Annotated in this window: 21 protein-coding genes; 1 reads left to right on the top strand and 20 read right to left on the bottom strand. The window is 35.3% G+C overall.

The window, feature by feature from the left end; genetic code table 11:
• Positions 1-3 precede the first annotated feature (3 nt).
• Positions 4-939, top strand: coding sequence for a helix-turn-helix transcriptional regulator (locus tag AAGD93_RS03415; RefSeq protein WP_341819864.1), 936 nt, complete (start codon positions 4-6; stop codon positions 937-939).
• Positions 940-1,034: 95 nt separating this feature from the next.
• Here AAGD93_RS03415 and AAGD93_RS03410 read toward each other — a convergent pair whose 3' ends face one another.
• The 20 genes from AAGD93_RS03410 to AAGD93_RS03315 all read right to left on the bottom strand — a co-directional run bounded on the left by AAGD93_RS03410 (position 1,035) and on the right by AAGD93_RS03315 (position 19,827).
• On the bottom strand, positions 1,035-1,946 hold the full coding sequence (locus tag AAGD93_RS03410; protein WP_410529892.1) for a patatin-like phospholipase family protein: 912 nt from the start codon (positions 1,944-1,946) through the stop codon (positions 1,035-1,037).
• Between the two features lie 15 nt (positions 1,947-1,961).
• Positions 1,962-2,821 (bottom strand): IS630 family transposase gene (locus tag AAGD93_RS03405; protein ID WP_341819116.1). Its coding sequence is split into 2 segments (ribosomal slippage): positions 1,962-2,497 and positions 2,497-2,821, totalling 861 coding nucleotides; the frame shifts between segments, so codons are not numbered across the junction.
• 88 nt (positions 2,822-2,909) lie between these two features.
• A complete protein-coding gene (locus AAGD93_RS03400; protein ID WP_015589022.1) occupies positions 2,910-3,131 on the bottom strand; it encodes a hypothetical protein in 222 nt (73 codons plus the stop codon).
• Positions 3,132-3,215: 84 nt separating this feature from the next.
• A complete protein-coding gene (locus tag AAGD93_RS03395) occupies positions 3,216-3,725 on the bottom strand; it encodes an ankyrin repeat domain-containing protein (protein ID WP_264686091.1) in 510 nt (169 codons plus the stop codon).
• 52 nt (positions 3,726-3,777) lie between these two features.
• Complete coding sequence (locus tag AAGD93_RS03390; protein WP_253303046.1) at positions 3,778-4,722, bottom strand: contractile injection system protein, VgrG/Pvc8 family; 945 nt, start codon at positions 4,720-4,722, stop codon at positions 3,778-3,780.
• Positions 4,723-4,932: a tail protein X gene (locus tag AAGD93_RS03385; protein WP_015589019.1), complete on the bottom strand. Its 210-nt coding sequence runs from the start codon at positions 4,930-4,932 to the stop codon at positions 4,723-4,725.
• The gene (locus AAGD93_RS03380; protein ID WP_341819863.1) at positions 4,929-5,291 is read right to left on the bottom strand and encodes a phage tail protein; all 363 of its coding nucleotides are present in this window, start codon (positions 5,289-5,291) and stop codon (positions 4,929-4,931) included. The genes AAGD93_RS03385 and AAGD93_RS03380 overlap by 4 nt, the downstream gene beginning before the upstream one ends.
• Before the next feature lie 224 nt (positions 5,292-5,515).
• Complete coding sequence (locus AAGD93_RS03375; protein WP_264377562.1) at positions 5,516-6,529, bottom strand: IS110 family transposase; 1,014 nt, start codon at positions 6,527-6,529, stop codon at positions 5,516-5,518.
• Between the two features lie 230 nt (positions 6,530-6,759).
• Positions 6,760-9,024, bottom strand: a complete 2,265-nt coding sequence (locus tag AAGD93_RS03370; RefSeq protein WP_341819862.1) for a phage tail tape measure protein — start codon at positions 9,022-9,024, stop codon at positions 6,760-6,762.
• 109 nt (positions 9,025-9,133) lie between these two features.
• Entirely contained in the window at positions 9,134-9,391 is a 258-nt protein-coding gene (locus tag AAGD93_RS03365) for a phage tail assembly protein (RefSeq protein ID WP_010405430.1), read from the bottom strand.
• 340 nt (positions 9,392-9,731) lie between these two features.
• Positions 9,732-9,932, bottom strand: coding sequence for a hypothetical protein (locus AAGD93_RS03360; protein WP_007303020.1), 201 nt, complete (start codon positions 9,930-9,932; stop codon positions 9,732-9,734).
• 61 nt (positions 9,933-9,993) lie between these two features.
• The gene (locus AAGD93_RS03355) at positions 9,994-10,500 is read right to left on the bottom strand and encodes a phage major tail tube protein (RefSeq protein ID WP_253303050.1); all 507 of its coding nucleotides are present in this window, start codon (positions 10,498-10,500) and stop codon (positions 9,994-9,996) included.
• A gap of 11 nt (positions 10,501-10,511) precedes the next feature.
• Complete coding sequence (locus tag AAGD93_RS03350) at positions 10,512-11,699, bottom strand: phage tail sheath subtilisin-like domain-containing protein (protein WP_253303051.1); 1,188 nt, start codon at positions 11,697-11,699, stop codon at positions 10,512-10,514.
• Positions 11,692-12,243, bottom strand: coding sequence for a hypothetical protein (locus tag AAGD93_RS03345; RefSeq protein ID WP_264685697.1), 552 nt, complete (start codon positions 12,241-12,243; stop codon positions 11,692-11,694). Before AAGD93_RS03345 ends, AAGD93_RS03350 begins: the two co-directional genes overlap by 8 nt.
• 10 nt (positions 12,244-12,253) lie before the next feature.
• Positions 12,254-13,675: a hypothetical protein gene (locus tag AAGD93_RS03340; protein ID WP_341819861.1), complete on the bottom strand. Its 1,422-nt coding sequence runs from the start codon at positions 13,673-13,675 to the stop codon at positions 12,254-12,256.
• The gene (locus AAGD93_RS03335) at positions 13,672-13,866 is read right to left on the bottom strand and encodes a hypothetical protein (RefSeq protein ID WP_015589010.1); all 195 of its coding nucleotides are present in this window, start codon (positions 13,864-13,866) and stop codon (positions 13,672-13,674) included. Before AAGD93_RS03335 ends, AAGD93_RS03340 begins: the two co-directional genes overlap by 4 nt.
• A gap of 4 nt (positions 13,867-13,870) precedes the next feature.
• Positions 13,871-15,055 (bottom strand): hypothetical protein, encoded by a 1,185-nt coding sequence (locus tag AAGD93_RS03330; protein ID WP_253303054.1) that lies wholly within the window; start codon positions 15,053-15,055, stop codon positions 13,871-13,873.
• Positions 15,056-15,059: 4 nt separating this feature from the next.
• Complete coding sequence (locus AAGD93_RS03325) at positions 15,060-16,997, bottom strand: DUF4815 domain-containing protein (RefSeq protein WP_341819860.1); 1,938 nt, start codon at positions 16,995-16,997, stop codon at positions 15,060-15,062.
• 15 nt (positions 16,998-17,012) lie between these two features.
• Positions 17,013-17,696: a hypothetical protein gene (locus tag AAGD93_RS03320; RefSeq protein ID WP_141456755.1), complete on the bottom strand. Its 684-nt coding sequence runs from the start codon at positions 17,694-17,696 to the stop codon at positions 17,013-17,015.
• A gap of 82 nt (positions 17,697-17,778) precedes the next feature.
• Positions 17,779-19,827 (bottom strand): AAA family ATPase, encoded by a 2,049-nt coding sequence (locus tag AAGD93_RS03315; RefSeq protein ID WP_341819859.1) that lies wholly within the window; start codon positions 19,825-19,827, stop codon positions 17,779-17,781.
• Positions 19,828-19,842: the final 15 nt, after the last annotated feature.

Genomic DNA, 19,842 nt, shown 5'->3' with positions numbered 1-19,842 from the left:
TCTATGATAATTCAGAGCATATTGAGCTACGAGCTAGGGAAAAAAATAGAAGGTTGTAGGATAGTACAAGGGTATACTCAGGCAAAATTAGCAAGCAAAATTGGTTTAACACATAAGGAAATACATAACTTTGAACTAGGGTGCAAGGCTATTACAATCAAAGAATCGTATATAATAGCAGGAGCATTGTCAGTTAGTGTTGTAGATCTACTTCCAGGACCAACAGTACTAAGAGAAAACGGTTGGTACGAAGATGAGGATAAAGAAATAGTCTATCTAACAAAAATACATAGAGAAATTAAGGATCAGGAATTACGCAAGAAGCTGTATCCATTAGTAAGGTTTGTATATATTAGCGAGAAAATTAGCCAAGAAGAAGCGAAAATAGAAGTAGCAAAGAATCTAGTGAAAGAAGGAGTTTCAGTTGATATTATTTCCCAAGTGACTCGCTTATCTACTTATGAGTATGATGATATAGAGAAAGAAATTTGTACTGATTCTATACTCTACAAAGTGGGGAAAAGGATAAAAGAGGAGAGATTAATACGGGAATACACTCAGGAGGACTTGGCAAATAAAATCGGTTCAACACCTAAAGAAATACACGACTATGAACGAGGATATACAGATATTCCAATTGAAATATTATATAAGATAGCAAAGACATTATCAGTTAACATTAAAGCTCTTGGACTAACAGAATATGAAAATGAGCCAGTTTTTGGGTTTATAGGTAAATGCGAAAAAATTGAGGATCAAGAATTACTGGATACGGTAGCCAGATCTTTATCTGAAGGAATGCAAACTGGTAAAGAAAAGGTTAAAAAAGCAGAGAAAATCAAGATTGCAAAAGATCTAGTTAAGGAAGGTGTTGCTATTGATATTATTGTGCGAGCAAGTGGCCTAACTGCTGATGAGTTGGGTGAGTGTGAAAATTGAATGTGTTTAAGATATAAGTAAAGTTAGTTAATGATTTAACCAGCAGAATTTGCTAACCAACTTTTTTGGCTCAGTTGAATTTTGCTTGGTATAAATTAAGATATGAAATCGCAAAGTTTATCTATTAATTTCTGGTTGTCCTCTATCATTGCATTTGCCTCTTGCTGAAGAGATTTGATATTTTTGAGTGTAATATTGTCCATCTCAGTCGATGCTACTTTCAATTGCGATTGTATTCTTATATATTTATCGTCTATTACTTGTTCTAGTTGATAATCAACGCAATCCAATCCAGAGGCAAACATCACATTCAGTAGTGGCTTGATCCACCCTATTTTGCCAAATTTCCTTGAGTTAGCATACTTTATACTTCTATCTGTTCCACCAGTGCCTATTGATAGCAGTATAATCTCATCATTTGGAAATAACCTCTTACCACTTGCATATGCACAAGCCGCTGGATTATTTGCAAACACTCCACCATCTATCAATACTCTCTCTGTTTGGCTAATTTTCAGACGTTTTGGTGTGAAGTACGTTGGAGCAGCTGTTGTAGCTCTGAGTGCATCTTTCAACTTAATGTTTTTTTCTTTCCAACTTTTGAAGAAAAATTCACAACTATTGTGAATGTCATAACTGGTGAGTAGTAGATTACTCGCAACATCGGCCATAGTACTTTCACCAAAGTATTTGTTGAGAATAAATTCCATATTTCTATATGAGTACTGAGAACCACTCAGCCAAGAAGCAATTGATTTTCTCCAAAATGATGATTGAAAGATATATGCTCCATACTCTTGGTAAAGTTCAACCAAATCATTGGCAGAGTATTGAAGTTTATTGCTTTTACAAAGTCCAGCAACAATAATCCCACCGGTTGAGGTTCCTGCCATTAAATCAAAAATCTGGGAAATTGGCTTTTTTGTCCTAGATTCAATTTCTGCTAGAATAATGGCAGGTATTATCCCTCTAATGCCACCTCCATCTACAGATATAGCATTTCTCATAATAGTCCGAACAGGTCATAGGAAGGCAGAATCAACAGCACGACGAAAGGATTCGAATAGAGGAATGTTTTTCCTGGCTCTGTTTTTTATAGCAAACCAATGATGCTCAATTTTGTTGAAATCTGGAGAATAAGGCGGCAGATACAAAATTTCTGCACCAACCCCTTTAGCAAGCTCGATAATCTTATCAGACTTATGAAAAGTAGCATTGTCAAGAATGACAGTCTGTCCAGGTTCCAAGATCGGTGTCAAAAATTGCTCAAACCATCCATTAAAAACATCCATATTACAGTGGCCTTCAAAGGTTAACGGAACAACTATCTTTCTTCCACTTAAGGCTGCAACCATACTGATTCGTTGAGTTTTCTTTCCAGATTTTAAGGCATAAAACCGCTGTCCTTTCTGGCAATATCCGTAGGGGTAGTCTTCGGTGTTATCAATGCCAGACTCATCTATATACACTAAGTTTTTAGGTTCTTTTGTCGCTATAATTTTCAAAAATTCAGCACGTTTTTCTTCGTTTCTTTCCTTGTATCCATATGTCTTTTTTTGCGCGTAAATCCAATTTTTTTAAGGGCTCGATAGATCGTTTGGATACTAACGTTGTTCCAAAGTTTAGCCATTTCCGATAGAGTCTTTCCTCCGTGTTCTCTGGCAAATTTGGCAAAGGTATCCCAGTCGGTAATTTTGTGATTGTAACCCCCATTTCCAAGTTTTTTTGATTGAAAGTCTCCTGTTTCTTTTCTTCTTTGCTGCCACTCCCATAAAGTAGTTCGTCCAATCTTAAATCTTGCTGCCACTGTTTCTCTGCTTTCTCCTTCGTCTAGCACTTCCATTGCTTTTTTTCTTAAATCATAACTATATGCTGCTGGCATTCAACCTCCTTATCATCATCTATCCTTATCCTATCACATCCGGACTTTTATGAAAAGAGCTATAAAATGTACTTTGTCACTGTAAAATTTATTTGTGTTTGTGAATAGCTTCAAGTTCGTTGACTTCTTCAGTGAGGTTTTTCACTCTCTCTTCAAGTCGATAGACTATTTCGATTAGTCCTTGGTTTTTTTCTATAAATTTATCATGGATGTGTACACGTAAGTCAAGTTTTGCCAACCACCATATGAATCCTACAGTCTGTAGAACTATTGTTATTATTACCGCTATTGGGATTTTTTGCTTTTTCATGTGAAAATATTAACTTGTTATGGATAGTTTTGGAAATTTATATGCAGATTATAGAAAACTTACAGCTTTAGTGATTACTTTTTGTTATCGGTCCTCTGCTTCTGCAAGTAGCTTAATGATTTCATCATAAGGTTTGTCCTTATTATGCCGTGATCTTAATACAGCAATTTTCCTTGGTGTTTTTCCATCTGTATCTCTAATGGTAGGGTCTGAACCTTTGTCTAATAAAAATCTAATTATCTCCAATTTGCCTTCATATGTAGCTGCATGTAAAGGTGTCCATCTTTCATATTTCGTAGCATTTATATCAACTCCTTTTTCTACTAGGAATTTTACAACCTCTGCACATCCCTCTTCTGCAGCATAATGTAGTGCTGTTAATTTAGGGATCTGCACATTAATATCTAATAGATTTTCTACTAAGAATTTTACAGTCTCTAAGTTACAATTTTGAGAAGCAATGCGTAATATCGTTTTATAATTATCTGCAGCCTTTGCCTTCATGTAGGAATAGGTAGCAATAATACATACTATTACTGTTATAAGCCACCAAAAATGCAGCTTGTTTTTTGTATCTTGACCCAATTTATCCATATTCAACATCTTTTTAATATTAAATAGATCATTTACTCATTTTTTATTAACATTACTTACTCAAAGATGCTGACAACATAGTAAGGTAACCTGAGCTATTTAAAGTATGCTCCGCTCTATTAACTATCCATTCACCATCTACCGCTTGGTTAAAGTCTATAAGATTAAGTTTAGCTTCTGCAAAAATTTGAGGATTACCAGGCATAGTTATATCTAAAGCTTCATTGTTACGCTTCAATTGTTTCAACTTGGCATTTGCTGCACTCAGCGCTGACTCTGCATTAGAGTAAAGTTCCAGCATAATATAACTTGGCTCGCTACTACCAACTGTTTCTTTAATAGTTTCGCCCTTTTCATAGCTATGCCACTTTGCCACTACTGAATTATACTTATCACGTACGGTAAAATGTACTTTCCAGTTAATTGTATCTTGAGGTCTAATAGTCGTTGTTCCTAAAGCTTTTCCTGTGGCTGATTTTGCCATATTCTTTGAAATAAACAATATATACCCACCAGCTAATTTTGCCATTGCTTCACGCTCTGTTGCGATCTTTGTTAACAGACTTATATCACTTTCATCTGCCTGATTAATGTGGGGTATCAATACATTCTTAAATTCCTTAGCGACTTTGTATCCATATCCATGTTTTTGGGCTATTTCTTTTACTAAGTTTTCTATGGTAATTTGGCGCCATTCTTTTGATACTTTTGCCTTCAAAGATATTCTTAAATTTGTTGCATGAGCTTTGATTAGTAGAGTCTTAGGTGGACCCTGTATAGTCACTTCGTTGACTGTATATATACCCATTGGAAAGATTCCAAATTCCTTATAACCTAGTGCTATGTTCAATTCATTCGGAATATCTATGTCTTCATCCCTGTAATCAACACACACTTCAACTACATCATCTATTATTCCTGATTCATCTGTAAGGTGCAATGATATAACTCTACCTTTAATTGATTCACATTTATCTATTATAAAATCTGGCTGCATTTATTCCCAGACCTTTAATTTTGACTTTTGTACTATTTTCTTAATAGTAGGAAGCTTTATCCTTAATCCTGCAGGCAAAAAGCTTCCGTATTCTGCCAAACCTAAGTTCTCTGCTAGTACTAATTCCACTACTCCATCAGTAAATCCGTAATGTTTCCAGCAAATCAGATCTAACATCTCATTTTCTTTACTCACATAGTATACAGTCATCTATAGCTTTTTAAACTCAAACTAAATTCAACTTTTCTTGGTAGTCCATTAGGTAAAAAATACATCTGCTTTTCTTCTAACCTAGTAATTACGAATTGTCCTAAAATATTACCTAAACTATCTACTAAAATATGTGGTTTTTCAGCTTCTTTCACACTCTTTAATTGATTTAGCCCGTTGAGATTATGCAGATAAATCATTCCTTCTAAATCTATATTTTCTACACCTTGACCGATATTTTGTAATAGTGGCATATTTTCAATACACTCAATCGTGCTCCAACGATTTTCTCTGCTATACTTTAAACTTGTGGGAGCAAACTTATACGGACCAAGAGATACCGTCTTGTTAGTCAACATAAAAATTTCCTAAATTGCATCATAAAACCAAAAAAAATACTTCCAATTCACAATCTGTGTAGCAGTACACAGATTATAGTTAGTGTATATGTTGATAAGTAAATTTCTGCTGTTGTGTATATGTAAAATCAATTTACTTATCAACATACACACTAACCAGCAACATTAAATAAATTTGTGTAAGATACTATTTCACATAAGATGTGATGGAGCACTTTTTGACTTTAAACTTCAGCTAATCTTCTAGCCTTATAATTCTTGATATGATCTGGATCAAAAGCCTTCCTTGAACTTAAAACACCAAAAACTATATGGAGTAACTTGCGCATTGCAGCTCCTACAATGGCCATGTTATGCTTGCCTTTCTCTTTTAACCTCTTACAAAAAGTCATAATAATAGGATTATGCTTTTTAGATACTATAGCAGGAAAATACATTGCCTTACGTAATGTTTGTGAACCTGATTTACTTAATCTGGGCTTGGCATATACAGATGAACCTGATGTTATATTCCGTGGTATAGTTCCAGCATATGATGCCAATTGCCTGGCATTTATAAAAACTTTTATATCAGAAATTTCAGCTAAAATAGCTACTGCTGATTCCTTTCCTATGCCTGGAACAGTTAATAGTAGCTGAAAATCTTCCAACAATTCTTTGTGTTGTTTTAATAGTTCATGTATGGAGTTTTTTATTGTTTCTATTGATTGCTCTATGTTCACTGAAAGATTTTCCCAAACATTTACAACTTTTTCAGGCAGTCTCTCTTTCTTTTCTAAATGATTATTTACTAATGTTAATTCATTTTTTAACGCAGCTGAACAACGATAAAGATGTTTTAATTTTTTCTTTTCAGAAGAAGGTGGTGTCCAACGTGTAGGTTCCTGTCTTTGACAATAATCTGCTATAATCTCTGCATCGCTCTGATCATTCTTTTGTCGCACAAGCTTACTCCTTGCATAAGATTTTATGCAATAAGGATTTACTACACTAACAAAATATCCAGCATTGTGTAGAAATTCAGCCAAAGCTTCACTATAACAACCTGTAGCTTCCATACAGATTGTTACTTGCTCCACATTATGTTTTTGTAAAAAATCAAGTAGACCTTGAAACCCAGAATCATCGTTTTTAAAATTCCTTTTCTTAGTTTCGCGTTTCCCTTTTTTACTTATGAAAGAAAGAAAAACATCAAAGCGATCTTTTGATATGTCTATACCTAAAAAGTTGTTGATCATTTATAACTCCATACGTTACCATTTAAAATGAAAAGTAAGGCTAACCTTGTGCATACAGAATTAGAACCATTTAGGTCTTTCTAAGATACCGTCCAACCTCTACTTTTGAGAAGGGAACTCTTTTCTCTTGGACAGATTTTATATCTAAGATAACATCCAGAGTTCTTCCCTTCTCCACCTAATGCTTAAGCTTAAAACATTAGATGCTTTTTTCAAGATACAAGATAGCATCAATAAAATGTCTCTACCGTATCAAATAAAACATCACGTGACTTTTCTCTTATCCTTTTTATTACTTCATCTGCAAGACTACGAACATCTTGGTTAGGTTCTGCTTTAATGCTGATAGTGTAATTATTAGTGATGTTCTGAGTTTTATTTTGTTCTTTATTTTCAAACTTACTCCTTGCAAATATCTTATCGCTCTCTGTCTCCTCAATAAGGCTTTTGACTCTGAAGCTATTTTTATTTCTCTTTGAAAATTCTTTAATTATACTGTTACCTAGCACAGGATTTCCACTGTTGAGAATATTACTCTTTATGGGAGTATGGACTGCTTTTATTTCAGTTTTTCTTTTTTCAAATTCTTTCAGTGGGCTATTTTCCAATACTTTTCCAAATACACTTTCCCCTATCCATGAAAAAGCTTTTCCTATAGGTTCAATGAGTGATTTCCACAAGCTAGAGAAAAAGTCTTTCACCTTTTGCCAGTTAGCTATAACAAGAGCTGCACCAGTAACAAGTCCAGCAACTAAAAGTCCTATAGGGTTAGCGAGTGTTATTGCTCTTAGTCCTGTTACTACTGCAGGAAAAACTGTAGCTGATAAAAATGAAAATACTCCAAGTAGGTTTGCTTTCAGACTAAAAATCGTACTTCCTAGCAATGTAAATCCGTATCCTAGTCCTACTGCTACAATTTTTAAACTTATCAAGGCTGCTACAGTACCCATGATCGCCGTGGTTAAAGTTGGATATTTTTCTGCAAACTCTGCTATATATCTAGTTTTTTCTTGTAAAAATTCAGCTATAGATTTTAAAGTAGGCAACATCACTGAGCCCAGGTTCATACCAACTTCAGCTATTGCATTTCGAAGAAGTCGTAATTTATTAGCTGTAGTGTCTGCACGATTTTTGAATTCTTCTTGTAGAGAGCTCTTGTACTTTTCTGTATTAGCCAATAACTTTATTGCATCCTCATACTTATTAAAACTTCCAGCTAATAATGCAATATCATCTTGATATTCCTGACCGAAAAGTTTCATAAGGATTGTAGAACGTTCCTGGTTATCCATTTTCTTTAGAGTTTGAAAAAAATAGAGTAATGCTTCTTCGCCGTTTTCGCTTATTCTTTGTACTATTTCTTCTGCAGTTATTCCCATTTGCTCTAATGCTGCTTTAAAATCCCCTCCTTGTTCTTCAGCAGTCTGAAGTTTACTAAGTAGAGCATTTATAGCAGTTGCAGCTTTTGCTGGTTGTTTACCTAAACTAACGAAGGCATTTACTAAACTACTTGTTTCCTTGATGTCAAGACCAAATTGTTTTGCAGTACCACCAACTATTGCTAGAGCTTCAACCATATCTTTTGCTTTGGCAGCAGTGTTATCTGATAAGTGATTGATTACATTACCAACGTATTCCATTTTACTAACATCAATTCCATAAACGTTAGAGAGTTTAGCTATAGAATCACCTGCTTGCTCTGCAGACATATCAAATGCTGTAGACATTTTTGCCACTGTTTCTGTAAACATAAAAAGATCTTCTTTCTTGATACCAAGTTGACCACCACTTGCAGCTATTTGTGCCAGTTCTGCGGCTGATAATGGTATAGTACGTGACATCTCTTTTAACTTCTTTGCAAATTTAGTTGCTTCATCCGTCCCTTTTTTAAAATCTACCACTTTTGTAACATCAGCCATAGCACTTTCAAAGTCAATTGCAACTTTAACTGGAGCTGCAAGCGTTAGCCCTAGCCCAATAGTCTCTATAATTTGTGACTTAAAATGTGCTTTGCTTGCTAAAAAACTTTGGTGACTACGTATTGCAGATCCAAGCTTACCATACTTACCTTTTAATACTTCAATAGAAGAGCCAAGTTTATGTTGGTCACTTACTAAGTACTTAATATTTCTTCCACTTTTTCTTACTTCTTCATTAAATGAATGCAAAGCATCTCTCTTTTTCAAATATGCTTCTTTTGCTTTTATTGCAGAGGTTTTGGCCTTGTCAAATTCTGCTTTTAAAGTTTTGCTCGGTTTCTCTATTGCCTTCATTTGTTTAGCTAAAGATTTTACTTGATCTTCAAAGCCTTTCCATGACCTCTTGCTAGTCAAAACATCATGACCTAACTGCTTAAACTTTGATACTGATTTTAAAGATGAGTCAAGCTTTCTTATATTCTCACCAAGATGAGTAAGTTGACTGCTACTTCCTTTTATTACAGTACTGAAACTGCCATCTAAAACTGCTCCGATTTTTATAGATAATGTTGACATTGTACCTTCCTCGCTGCTTTATGCCATAAGATAAATTCATTAATCTCCATATCAAGTATTTGTTCAACCCCGCCTCCTACAACAGAGCTGAACATTAATACTTCTAATCTCAAGTTTTTTGGATAATCGGTGAAAAAAAATCCTTTAATACCTCTTGAATTTTCACATAATCAGCAATATCTAACTCTTCAATTGCTTCTTTTGCAACTGATGTCAAATTGGCAGTCAAAGTTACTTCTTTACTAAGGTCACTACCATTTAAGCGTTCAATTGCAAGATAGTCTCTAACTTTTGGACGTCTAACAGTAAGTTCTGAGACAGAAATTCCATCAACTGTTATTGGGTTATTAAGTGTTATAGCTTGCATGTTCCTCCTTAAAAAGTTAATTAAATAAAAGTCTATATCGGCTTTTACATAACTAATTTCTTTGTATGGTGCTATAAATAGGATTAGCTTTGATAAGAATCTTTTCTGTGTTCAATTGAAGTAATAACTACTGTATGTTCTGGTACATCTATATAATAAAGTATACCTCACCCGTAGACTACGTTGTCCACTTAAGTTATGCTTTAATGGCTTTCCAAGTCCAATTGGATCAACTGTTAGACGCTCCATTATTGCCTTCTTAATCATTAACTTTACTTTTGCTGGAAGAGCCGGAATGTCTTTCTTTATAACAGATTCTGAATAGTCTATATTGTAAGGCTTAATCCCAGAAGGCATCTTGATGTTTAACCCTCTTTTCTTTATAGCGTTCGTCAGCAATCTTAGATAATTCCATATCTTCAATTTCTTCTTCCATTAATTCAGTTAATAACTTTAAAACGGACTTGTCTTGAGATTGTGCTACACTAACAAGTAAACCAGTTAGCTGCTCTATGGAATTTGTATGAGCTTTAGAATCCATATTAACTATATACCTACAACTTCTTATATTTTAACATTTTTATGTAATTTTGTCAACCATATTAGATCCCTAGAATCGTTTGTAGCAAGGCCATTTGATCAACGCCATTTATCTTTCTAATCATATTTTCAGCATCGATTTCTATCAGCTCATTACCGCCTATAGTAAGTTTATAGTAATGGGCAGCTACAGTACATTTCAGCGTTGCTTTCTCAGCAGGTTTCCAGTTACCAAAATCAAATTCTTTAAAAATGCCTCTTAAATTGATTATTACTGCTCCAATATCATTACTTCCACTACCTTGCATTCCACCTCTGAGCGTCAAAGATACCGAATTTCCATTTATCAACCCAAATAGCCGAAAGAGCTCTGTATCGTATTCAGCAAAAGTGAAATCTGCTTCAAGCTTTTCCATGCCCATGTCAATATTTATTGGAATATCCATACCACCAGCACGGTACTCTTCTGTTTTTATGGTAAGCTTTGGTAGCGTAATTTCATCTATTTTTCCTGCATAACCACGACCATCTACAAATACGTTAAAATTTCTCAGTATTTTGGGTAACACTTCGCTTTCTCCTAACTTATTACACTATTATTTACAAGATGGGATCTGAATATTATTTGCTCAGCTGGATATGGCGGTGTAAACTCAAAATCAAAAGACACTTTTCCGCTTGCAATATTTGCCGGTGTATTGAGTTCGGGAGTTGCATAACATTTTCCACTGATAATTGCTCCTTGCGCTTTTAAACTTGCAAGGTAAGAATTCACCCCCTCAATCACATCATCTATATAAGTTTTTGTGATATTGCGATCAACTGCCCAGAGATGAGCTCGAAGTAAACTATCGTTAATTAAATCTGCAGTGCGCCTTACTGATAGAAAAGCCCATTTCGAATCGTTTGAACATGTTCTATTTCCCCAAAGCCTATAGCCATTTTGATGAATTATCGTTGTTACTTCATTTTCATTTAAATGGTTTGCTCTACAATTTGTATTACCGAGCGTAAAATCAATAGGCCTGCTTGTTCCAACAATACCATTTATCTCTTTATTTGAAGGTGAGTGCCAAAATCCTTGTTCGCTATCTACTTTTGCTATTAAACCAGCTACAAATGGGCTTGCTGGCAAGGTTCCTTCTTTTCCTTCAATAAATACCTTAACCCAAGGGTCAACTACGTAAACTCTTGAGCTGCCTACACTTTTTCTCCATTTTATTGCTTCTTCATCATTAGTATTTGGTCCATCTGCAACAATAATTGCTCTTAATTTTTCTGCTATGGAAATTAAAGCACTCACTACTGGATTTACTCCATCTATTTCAGGTAACTGATGAGTAAACTGAGGTGCAATTAATATTCTTGGAGCAATATGAACTATGCTTTCACTACTGAGGAATGCCTCTATCCCTTGATACTCTCCAGTCTCTTTATCAACACCGCCAATTATATTTTGGATAGTTTCACTTTCTTTGAGCTTTGAATCGCTGTTTTCACTTTCTTTAACTCGAATAACTACTACTGTTGCACCAATCTGGGAAAATATTCCGTTTGTTGCAGAAGGTAAACTGCCACTCTTTCCAAGTCTTGCTGCTTCTTTTAAGCTTCCTGCAATTAACACTGGTTTATTTAGCGGAAACTTTTGCTCATCAGCTTCAGGTGCAGTACCAATTACACCTATCACTGATGATTTAGCTGTACGTACTGTCTTTGCTCCTGAGGTTACCTCAATAACATTTACTCCGTGTAAAAATTCTTCAGCCATTTCTTTGTATCTTTTGTTTAAAATCGTTTAGTAAGTTCTCTAGCTCATTTTTACTTTTGGCTTCTGCAATTTTCTTCTTGGTAATGTCTTCCAACTCTTCACATTTAATTATTTCTTTTACTGCTTTTTTTGCTTTTTCTTCAATTATTCTTGCCATTTCAATAACTGTAATACCACGGACTTTTGCTAATGGTTCTATAATTTCTGTATCCTTTTTACTTATAGACTCTGGTGCTGCTAGAATGCTTTTTGCGGCTTTTTCTTGTATTTGATACGATTTAGCTTTTTGGTGAGAATTTCCAGCGTATTCGTTAGTATAGTTATTAAAATAAAAACGAAGTGCAGAAAGTTTCGCATTTTCCAATAACTCCAGCTCAATATCTTCCTTATTCCTTTCAACAATTTTCTCTCCTTCTGTTAAACAATAACTTTTTTGCCAGTCAAAATTCTTTGGTGCTTCATACCAATCATTTCCAGTTGGCTTGTTTTCAAGTGTTGTTGTTTCAATCTGCTTGTGGTTTTCAAAACGTATATAAATAGTCACAAATTCCTCCTCATTGCCATATTTGATCAGTTCGTTCTAACCCTGGACATTGCCAACCCCTGAGCGTCCTTTCCACATCTACCTCAAGCCCTGTGGTGAGAAAATTGCTACGTATGTTATAAATCCCCCACTGAATAAATTGACCATAGTTGTGTACATAATTTGATGCAAGCATACCTTGACTAACTTGTGTTCTGGAATACAGATAAGATGATGTGTAAAGTAATATTGCAACTGTTTTTCCTGCTGGAATCTCCACATTACCAGATCCGGCTAACTTGCTATCAGAACTCGTGTATTGGTAAACATTTTTCCATACTATTTTTGAAATACTTGATTTATTAGAATTAGTGTTATCAGGAGTTCCCACAAATAATCCTGCTCCCCCATACTCCGTACTCGAATACGATGATCCAACAAATTCCATTGTCTTATTTATGTTCACATTGGTTGTATTTTTTACAAATACTACTCCAAGTGCAGCATACGGGTAATAGTATATCTCATCATAACTACCCGAAAAACTTTTTGTGCATAACTCTCCGTAAATAAATGTTCCTTTACTTCCCTCTATAAAACTTAGTTGTCTTGGCCGATAAAAACTAACGTAATCTGTATTGTACGTATGGCTACCTGCTAGTAGTTGTAACATATAGTCAGTTTTTGTTATATCACTACTCCACTTTCCAAGCTCTGTCGTAAAAGTTCCGTGGCCAAAATAATTATTTTTTCTGCCAAGTACACCAAATAAGAAAGGTAATGACCCTGGTTCAACCATGTTGCGCTTTCTTATTTCATTTATAAGAGACACTTTTAACTGTTCATCCCGAGTTTTTACCTCATTCAGGATGTTTTCAATTCGAGTTTCTATTTCCCTAATAATTGATGAGCCACTTGGCACATCATTAACAGTACGGAAGTTATTCACTAAACCTTTAAGACCATCTTTATGACTATTACTAATGCTATTTATTGCTGCAATATTGGCATTCTTTCTCGTATCAAGTAGCGATAAATTTGTTGTTCCTTTTTCATCAATTCTCTTTAATAACTGCTTCTCTGATTCAGAGATCACTGCTAAAGAACTAGCTTTTTTATTATCCAGATCAGTTAAGTGTTTTTTTGCACTATCAAGAAGTTCTTTTAGCTTACCATCTGTCATCTGTACAATTTCAGAAACTGCACTTTTGTCGACTATTGATTCCAATGCTTTAGCAAGATATGCTAATTGATCTGGTGTACTGTTTTCTGCTAAATCCTTAAGCCTCTTTTGTAGTGCATCAATTATCTCTTTTACCTCAGTCATCTGCACAATGTCAGCAATAGCTTTTTTATCTGCTATCAATTCCAGCGATTTTGCAAGATATGCCAGTTGATCAGGTGTGCTGTTTGCTGCTAAATCCTTTATCCTTTGGTATATTGCTTCTTTCATTTCCAAAAATTTAAAAAAGTCTCAAAATTAAACCGCTCAAAATTACTCTTAAGTTGATTATGCTCATCTTCTCTTTCGGTAATATCTTCATCTATTTTCTTAATTGTGGTACGGATACGAACAACATCTTGCACAGCAATGTTTTCTGGATGAGGCAAAGAGTATCCTCTACTTGTTTTATCATCTGACATTCTGCTAAGTGATAATGATTCGTAGATTTTTGACTTTTGGACGATAGACAACCGTTCCACTTAAAACCAATTTTATCCTTGTATCATTACCATTAAAATTTGATAGCACATGAGTTCTCTCTACCAAATTTTCTCCAATTGGTTTTCCTGATGTTAAATTTACTAATTGCCAATCCACGTTTTTTTGTACATATGCTTTAACATCTGCAGTGCCAGGTATCAGCGCATCATATGTTATGGTAATCTTAGTGTTAGCTCCTGCTGTAATGCTTCTTGTAACATAATCTCCGAACTCTGAAAGATTACCCAGAACTAGCTGTAACCCAGGATAGAGAACAGGACTTTTTTCTCGCCCTCCTTTTAGGCTTGCTTTTACCGTTAATTCCCCATTTATTCTTTCACGCAGCGCGAGCGGCAAATTATCAGACAAAAAGTTTTCTCTTCCCTCTTCATCTGTTAAGATAAATTCTACATTGGTATCAAATGCTACTTTTTCGACGTTCGTCAAAACAATTAAATCTGATACATTATTTACAGTAACTTTGCCCAGGTCAACAACATGAGAAACTTCACTAAATTTTGCAGCTAGTAGTCGAAACGTTAAATCTAAATTTTGATGTGGAGTCCAGGTGCTTGCATTGCTAGATGACAGTAATACTCCTACTTGATATGGTTGACTTGTTACCCAACGGCTATTTACTGCATCATACTTGCCAAGCTCTGCTATTTTTACTGCAGTATCTGCATCATCAGTAAGTAGTACTATCGCATACTCCTCTCCTGCATGGCAAAACATTGGTGACCATTCTATACGTGTTGCTGTGCCATCTATCTTTATATCTTTTGGCTCAATATAACTTTCAGCAATGACAGTCTGCGAGGGCATTCCCACTGCTGTTTCTCTAATCTGCACAACAACACGTTTTTTGCCTTTATTTATAAACCATAACTCTAGACCTCCTATGTGTCTGCTCTCATTTAAAGTAAATGTTTGCGCTAAAGGATCAACTCTTCTTGCTGCGATAACTCTTCTTCTCTCTTCTATGGTAATAGTTTTTTTACCAGTGTACGTTGCTTCTCCATAGCTTCCTTTATCACCATAAAACTGTACTAATTTAGTACCTGCTGGAATATTTGCTGGGATTTTTATTTTTCCACTTATTTGTCCTTGATTGTTAACTATTAACATATTTTTATGCTATAGGTTGAATAATTATTCCGTCAAATTTTATCTCTTTAAGCTTCTCACTTGGCTCAAAACCTTCAATTTCAAAATTCTGTACTGCTTCTCTCATAAATTCAGTTTCGTATGAGGTACTTGACAGCAGCTCTGTTGTTTCTTTAACATTAAATACTCTGGTTACTGGACTTTTCCAATTCGTGGTAACCTCTGTCCAGTGGTCAATGTTTTTATTTAGAGTAATTTGTGCCGGAACTGGATCAAAAGCTTGATATGGATTGATCTTTTCTCCTTTAGTCTGTAAAAGCTGCTCCAGTACCGGTTCAAGTTTATAAGGTAAAAGATAAGGTTCTTTACCTCTTTCAACATCAATAATTTCCACATCTATAGGTAAAATTAATTCTTTGTTTACTATTGCTGCAGACTGCGAAATTCCTTGATCACGCATATCATCATCAAAAAACGAATCAACAAATACTCCTTTTTTCGTTGTAGGTTCTCTTGAATTTGCATCACTGCGTAAACGTTCCTGTGCAACCAGCTCATAAAGATCATTTATTCCTTTTTTCATTGCTTCAAGCTCATTCATCGGTACAGCATGAATAGCATTATTCACTATTTTTACCCCTTCTTTTTCTCCGTTTTTCCATGTCTGATGAATGTAGCAGAGCAAAAGTTGTCCGCTAGGTGCTTTAGGCATCGATGGTCTCCAAGAGTGGGAAATTCCTTTTATTCTTCTTACCACCCCTTTGCTATCGATAGTAATTAAATCATAGCGGGGCATTTTCCAGGTGTAATCAATCAAAACCAAGCTGTTATCAACTGCTCCTTTTACTTTGCATCCCTGTTCACTTATATCTTCAGGACTTACATGAGTACGACAGCGGTAAGTTATTTGATAACTACTTCCAGGAGCTGGTTCTTTACCTGGTAATGACCAATCAACATTTCCTGCGTTTAATTTGTAATCTATACTATTTTCATAAATAACATTGCCTTGTTTAACTTGAATAATCTCAAGTACTGCAGAGTCAGGTATTGGATCAACAGCTCCTGAATATGAACCATGAGTAATGGTAATGGTTTTTTGAACGGTTATATCTACTTTTTTAATTTCACTTATTGGAAAATCATTAACTTTAAGTTCCATTACTCTTTGGCTATTTGGCTGAAAAGTATGTGGTTCTGATTCAACTGATTTTATATCCGGATCTTCATCAAAAGAAACACGAATACTGTGAGGAAGTTCAATCTCATAGCCATCAACATGAGCTTTGCCCTCATTAATCACAAATATTTTTTTTCCTCCTTCTCCCTCTTCCTTTTGCAGGAACATTACTTCAAGACCATTTACGACGTAGGAACCATTGGCTTCTTTGTCATAACGAGCAAGAGCAGTAGTTACTATATTTGCTTGTGGTGGCGGTGAATGTTCTATCAATACTCCATTTTCAATGTTATAAATTGGATAAAATTCGCCATTTACAGAAAAAGTGGAAGAAACACCTTCTGCTTGATAACCCCAAATGGTGGAAACTTTAAGTCTTGCAGCTCCTACTTCTTGATAATTACGTGTACCAACAGCAGGATCACGAAGATTTTCGTCCTCAAGTTCTGTAATCGTAGATTCTAGATAATAAACACCGATACGCACTGTGGTACTCAGTGGAATAACAAACTCTTTTGCTTCTACTTTTCTAACTGCTCCACGAAGATAGATTTTTCCTGACTCAAGTGTAACTTTACCAGTTTCCCCATCTATAATATAATTGCTTCCTGTTATAACATCGCCATCACGAAATATTGCATCGCCTATGCCTTTAAGCTTAGAGAGAGCATACTCCTGAGTCTCGTTTAATTCTGCAGACTGTAGACCTCTTCCTGCAAGAAACAAGCTTTTTTCGTATTCTTTGTCAGGATTAAAGCGGTTATAATAGCTATTTAAGGTCATCTTTTTTCTCTTTTTCTAAAATGTCACTACAAACGAAAAAGTTTCCCGGGTTGCTGAAGTCCTAATGAGCGGTACTGTATGCTCTAAAACTAATAAGATCCCTGGGTCTTCTATATCTTGTGGTTCAAAATATCTCTGTCCTATAGGTAATTCTTCTTTTACTTTAGTACCAACCATAACCCCTAATTCCCGTATAACTTGATTTGCTGCGTTTGTGAAATCGAAAGTAAATTTGAGATAGAGATTATTAGTTGGTACATTTGAGGGCCTAAACCTTCCAGATGGAGTTATAAGTTCACCGTTTTCATCACCTGTGCAGAATAGCACTTCGTCTGCAGTACGTCTGCCAAGTTCATTGAGCAGCTTTTCAGAAGTTATCAGCTCTGGTGGTGTGCTTTCACTATACTCTACAGTAACTTTATCACTTACTGGAATAGAGCTATTTTCCGTAAGTTTTATTACACCAGTACTGCCATTAACTGTATAGTCAATACTTGGCTGATAAGTTGTTTGCCCTGTAAAAACCTTCACATCTTTAATAGGTTGATGATCAAATTTTATTTCACCCTTAACGAAAGTTTTTTCTACTTTGTGGCTACTTTCCCAACTTGAATCACCTGTTCCCCAAGCAAGATGGATAGATTGCTTTTTGATGCTGGCTGCTATTGCTGCTCTTCCTGACTGTGTGAGTATTGACATTTTCCCCCTATATTATATATGTACGGTGAGTTCAAAATTCGTCCGCAAAAATCAAAATATTTTTTTATATCAGGAAAATTTTTTAGGAGAATAGCTCAGCTCCACAGCTAAACTTTCCAACACCGCGAGCAAATGGTCCGCTAGGAATGTCAAGCCATTTATCTTCTTTTGAACCAGTAGCCATTCCTTTAACCAACTTCCGTGCTTGTAACAGCTCTTGAACTATACGCTCCATTCTATCTCTTCCTATACTGTGAAACTCCTCAGGTAGTCTATGCCGCTGTTTATACACTCCTGTACTTCCTGTATGGGTAAATGGATGTCCAGAAATTGCTGCTCGTGTAATTGCAGTTATAAGATGCTGCTTTGAATCTTTTTCGTTCATATTTTTTATTCTTAATCTTTCAGTTATGTCCTCTAACAATCCTGTTTCTTCATTTCTTAAATAAGTGCGTAAAGTGCGATCAGCCAAACCGTTTGCTTTAACAATTGCTCCATAAAATAATGCGTTCTGTCTTACAGATTCTCCTATTGATTTAAAAATTGTCGGTTTAGCTGTATCTTCCACAGACCAAAAAGCGTATGAACACCTAACACCATTAACAAGAGCAGATGTACCTCTAATGGCATCACGTGCTTGCTCAACAGTCGATATAGGTTTTTCACTTTTTGGCTTTCTCATATGATGAGCAGTAATTATTGATGCTCCAGTGCTACCTGCTAAATCAGATAATAAAGACATCAAATAATCGCCTACGGCTGGGTCAGTATTTAAATCAGCATGCACGAATGATGCAAGTGGATCAAATACGATTAATTTTAAGTCTTTTATTTTATTAAGTTGTTTTGTTATCGATTCAAATTCAGGAGAAGTCTCTATAACTTTACCTGAAACACTCTTTATGATTGTAAGTGATCCACTAACATTTGGTAATGGTACAATAAAGAGCCTATCCTTATATTTTAATCTCTCGCATTGTGAGTCAAGACGCTCTAAACGACGATGTATTTCACTCATATCATCTTCTGCAGAGAATATTACAACAGATCCATGTTCAGTAACTAAAGGACCAAAACCACATGGCTGATCTTTTCTACTCGCAACTTTCAGTGCTAAATCAAGCAGAAGCATACCTTTACCAGTATCTCCCATTGCAGCTAGAATAGATGTCACTCCTAAAGGAAATAACCCTTCAACAAGAAACTTTTGCTCTGGTACTGGACCTATAAAACGTTCCACACTCCATTCTTGAATATTAAGAAATTGCTTAACGATGATTTTTTTCGAGTTATTTTCAATGGATTCAGGAATATTCATCTTTTCTTCTATACCATCAGCTGAATCCCATCCTTTTGGTTTATTCTCCGGTATTTCAAGAAGAGTAAGTGATAAAACACCAAGAAAAGTAAGCTTTTTCACAACTTTCTCAGCATATTGTTTGCCTGGTTCATCATTGTCTGGCCAAATAATAACATGCTTACCCTTAAGTGGTGACCAGTCTGTTTTCTCTATTTGTGCATTTGCTCCTAACATTGCAGTTGTGGCAGTTATACCTTGCTCTATCAGAGCATCTGCACACTTTTCACCTTCAACTAAAATCACCTTATCAGATTTCATGATACCTGGAATATTATATAAAGGCCTGGTCTCTGGTAGAGTAAAACTAGACCTTTTTACATCAAAAGGAAGATATCTTTTTCCTGAATCAGTGTTATAACGATAAACTGTAACAATCACTTGATCACTTTTATCGTAATAGTTCCATGATGCCGTTGGTTGCCCCAGAGTGTTATTTTTTTCCGAATAACCAATCCACTTAGCAATATCTTCTATCGTATCAGTAAATTGATTTTTTCCAGTAACAGCAGCCCAAAGATCAAAAATATCTCCTCCTTCTCCGGTAGAAAAATCATGCCATAATCCGGCTTTACTGCCAGTTAACTCCACTATCATACTTTGTCCTTTATTGCCTTGTAGATCACCTACATAGAACTTATCACCACGAAAAGTTCCTCTTGGCAGTAAATAAGAAAGACATGACCTTATATTTGATAGGAGTTGAGTTCTTAACTGTTCTTTCTTCCCTAATAATTTATAATGTCCATTTCTTTGTGAACAATAAATATCCATACCTACCTGAAGAAT

It is taken from the genome of Wolbachia endosymbiont (group A) of Brachyopa scutellaris (genome assembly GCF_964026995.1).
GTDB classification, from domain to species: domain Bacteria; phylum Pseudomonadota; class Alphaproteobacteria; order Rickettsiales; family Anaplasmataceae; genus Wolbachia; species Wolbachia pipientis.
Note: the sequence above shows the minus strand (reverse complement) of the source record. Positions and strands in the feature narration are given on the sequence as shown.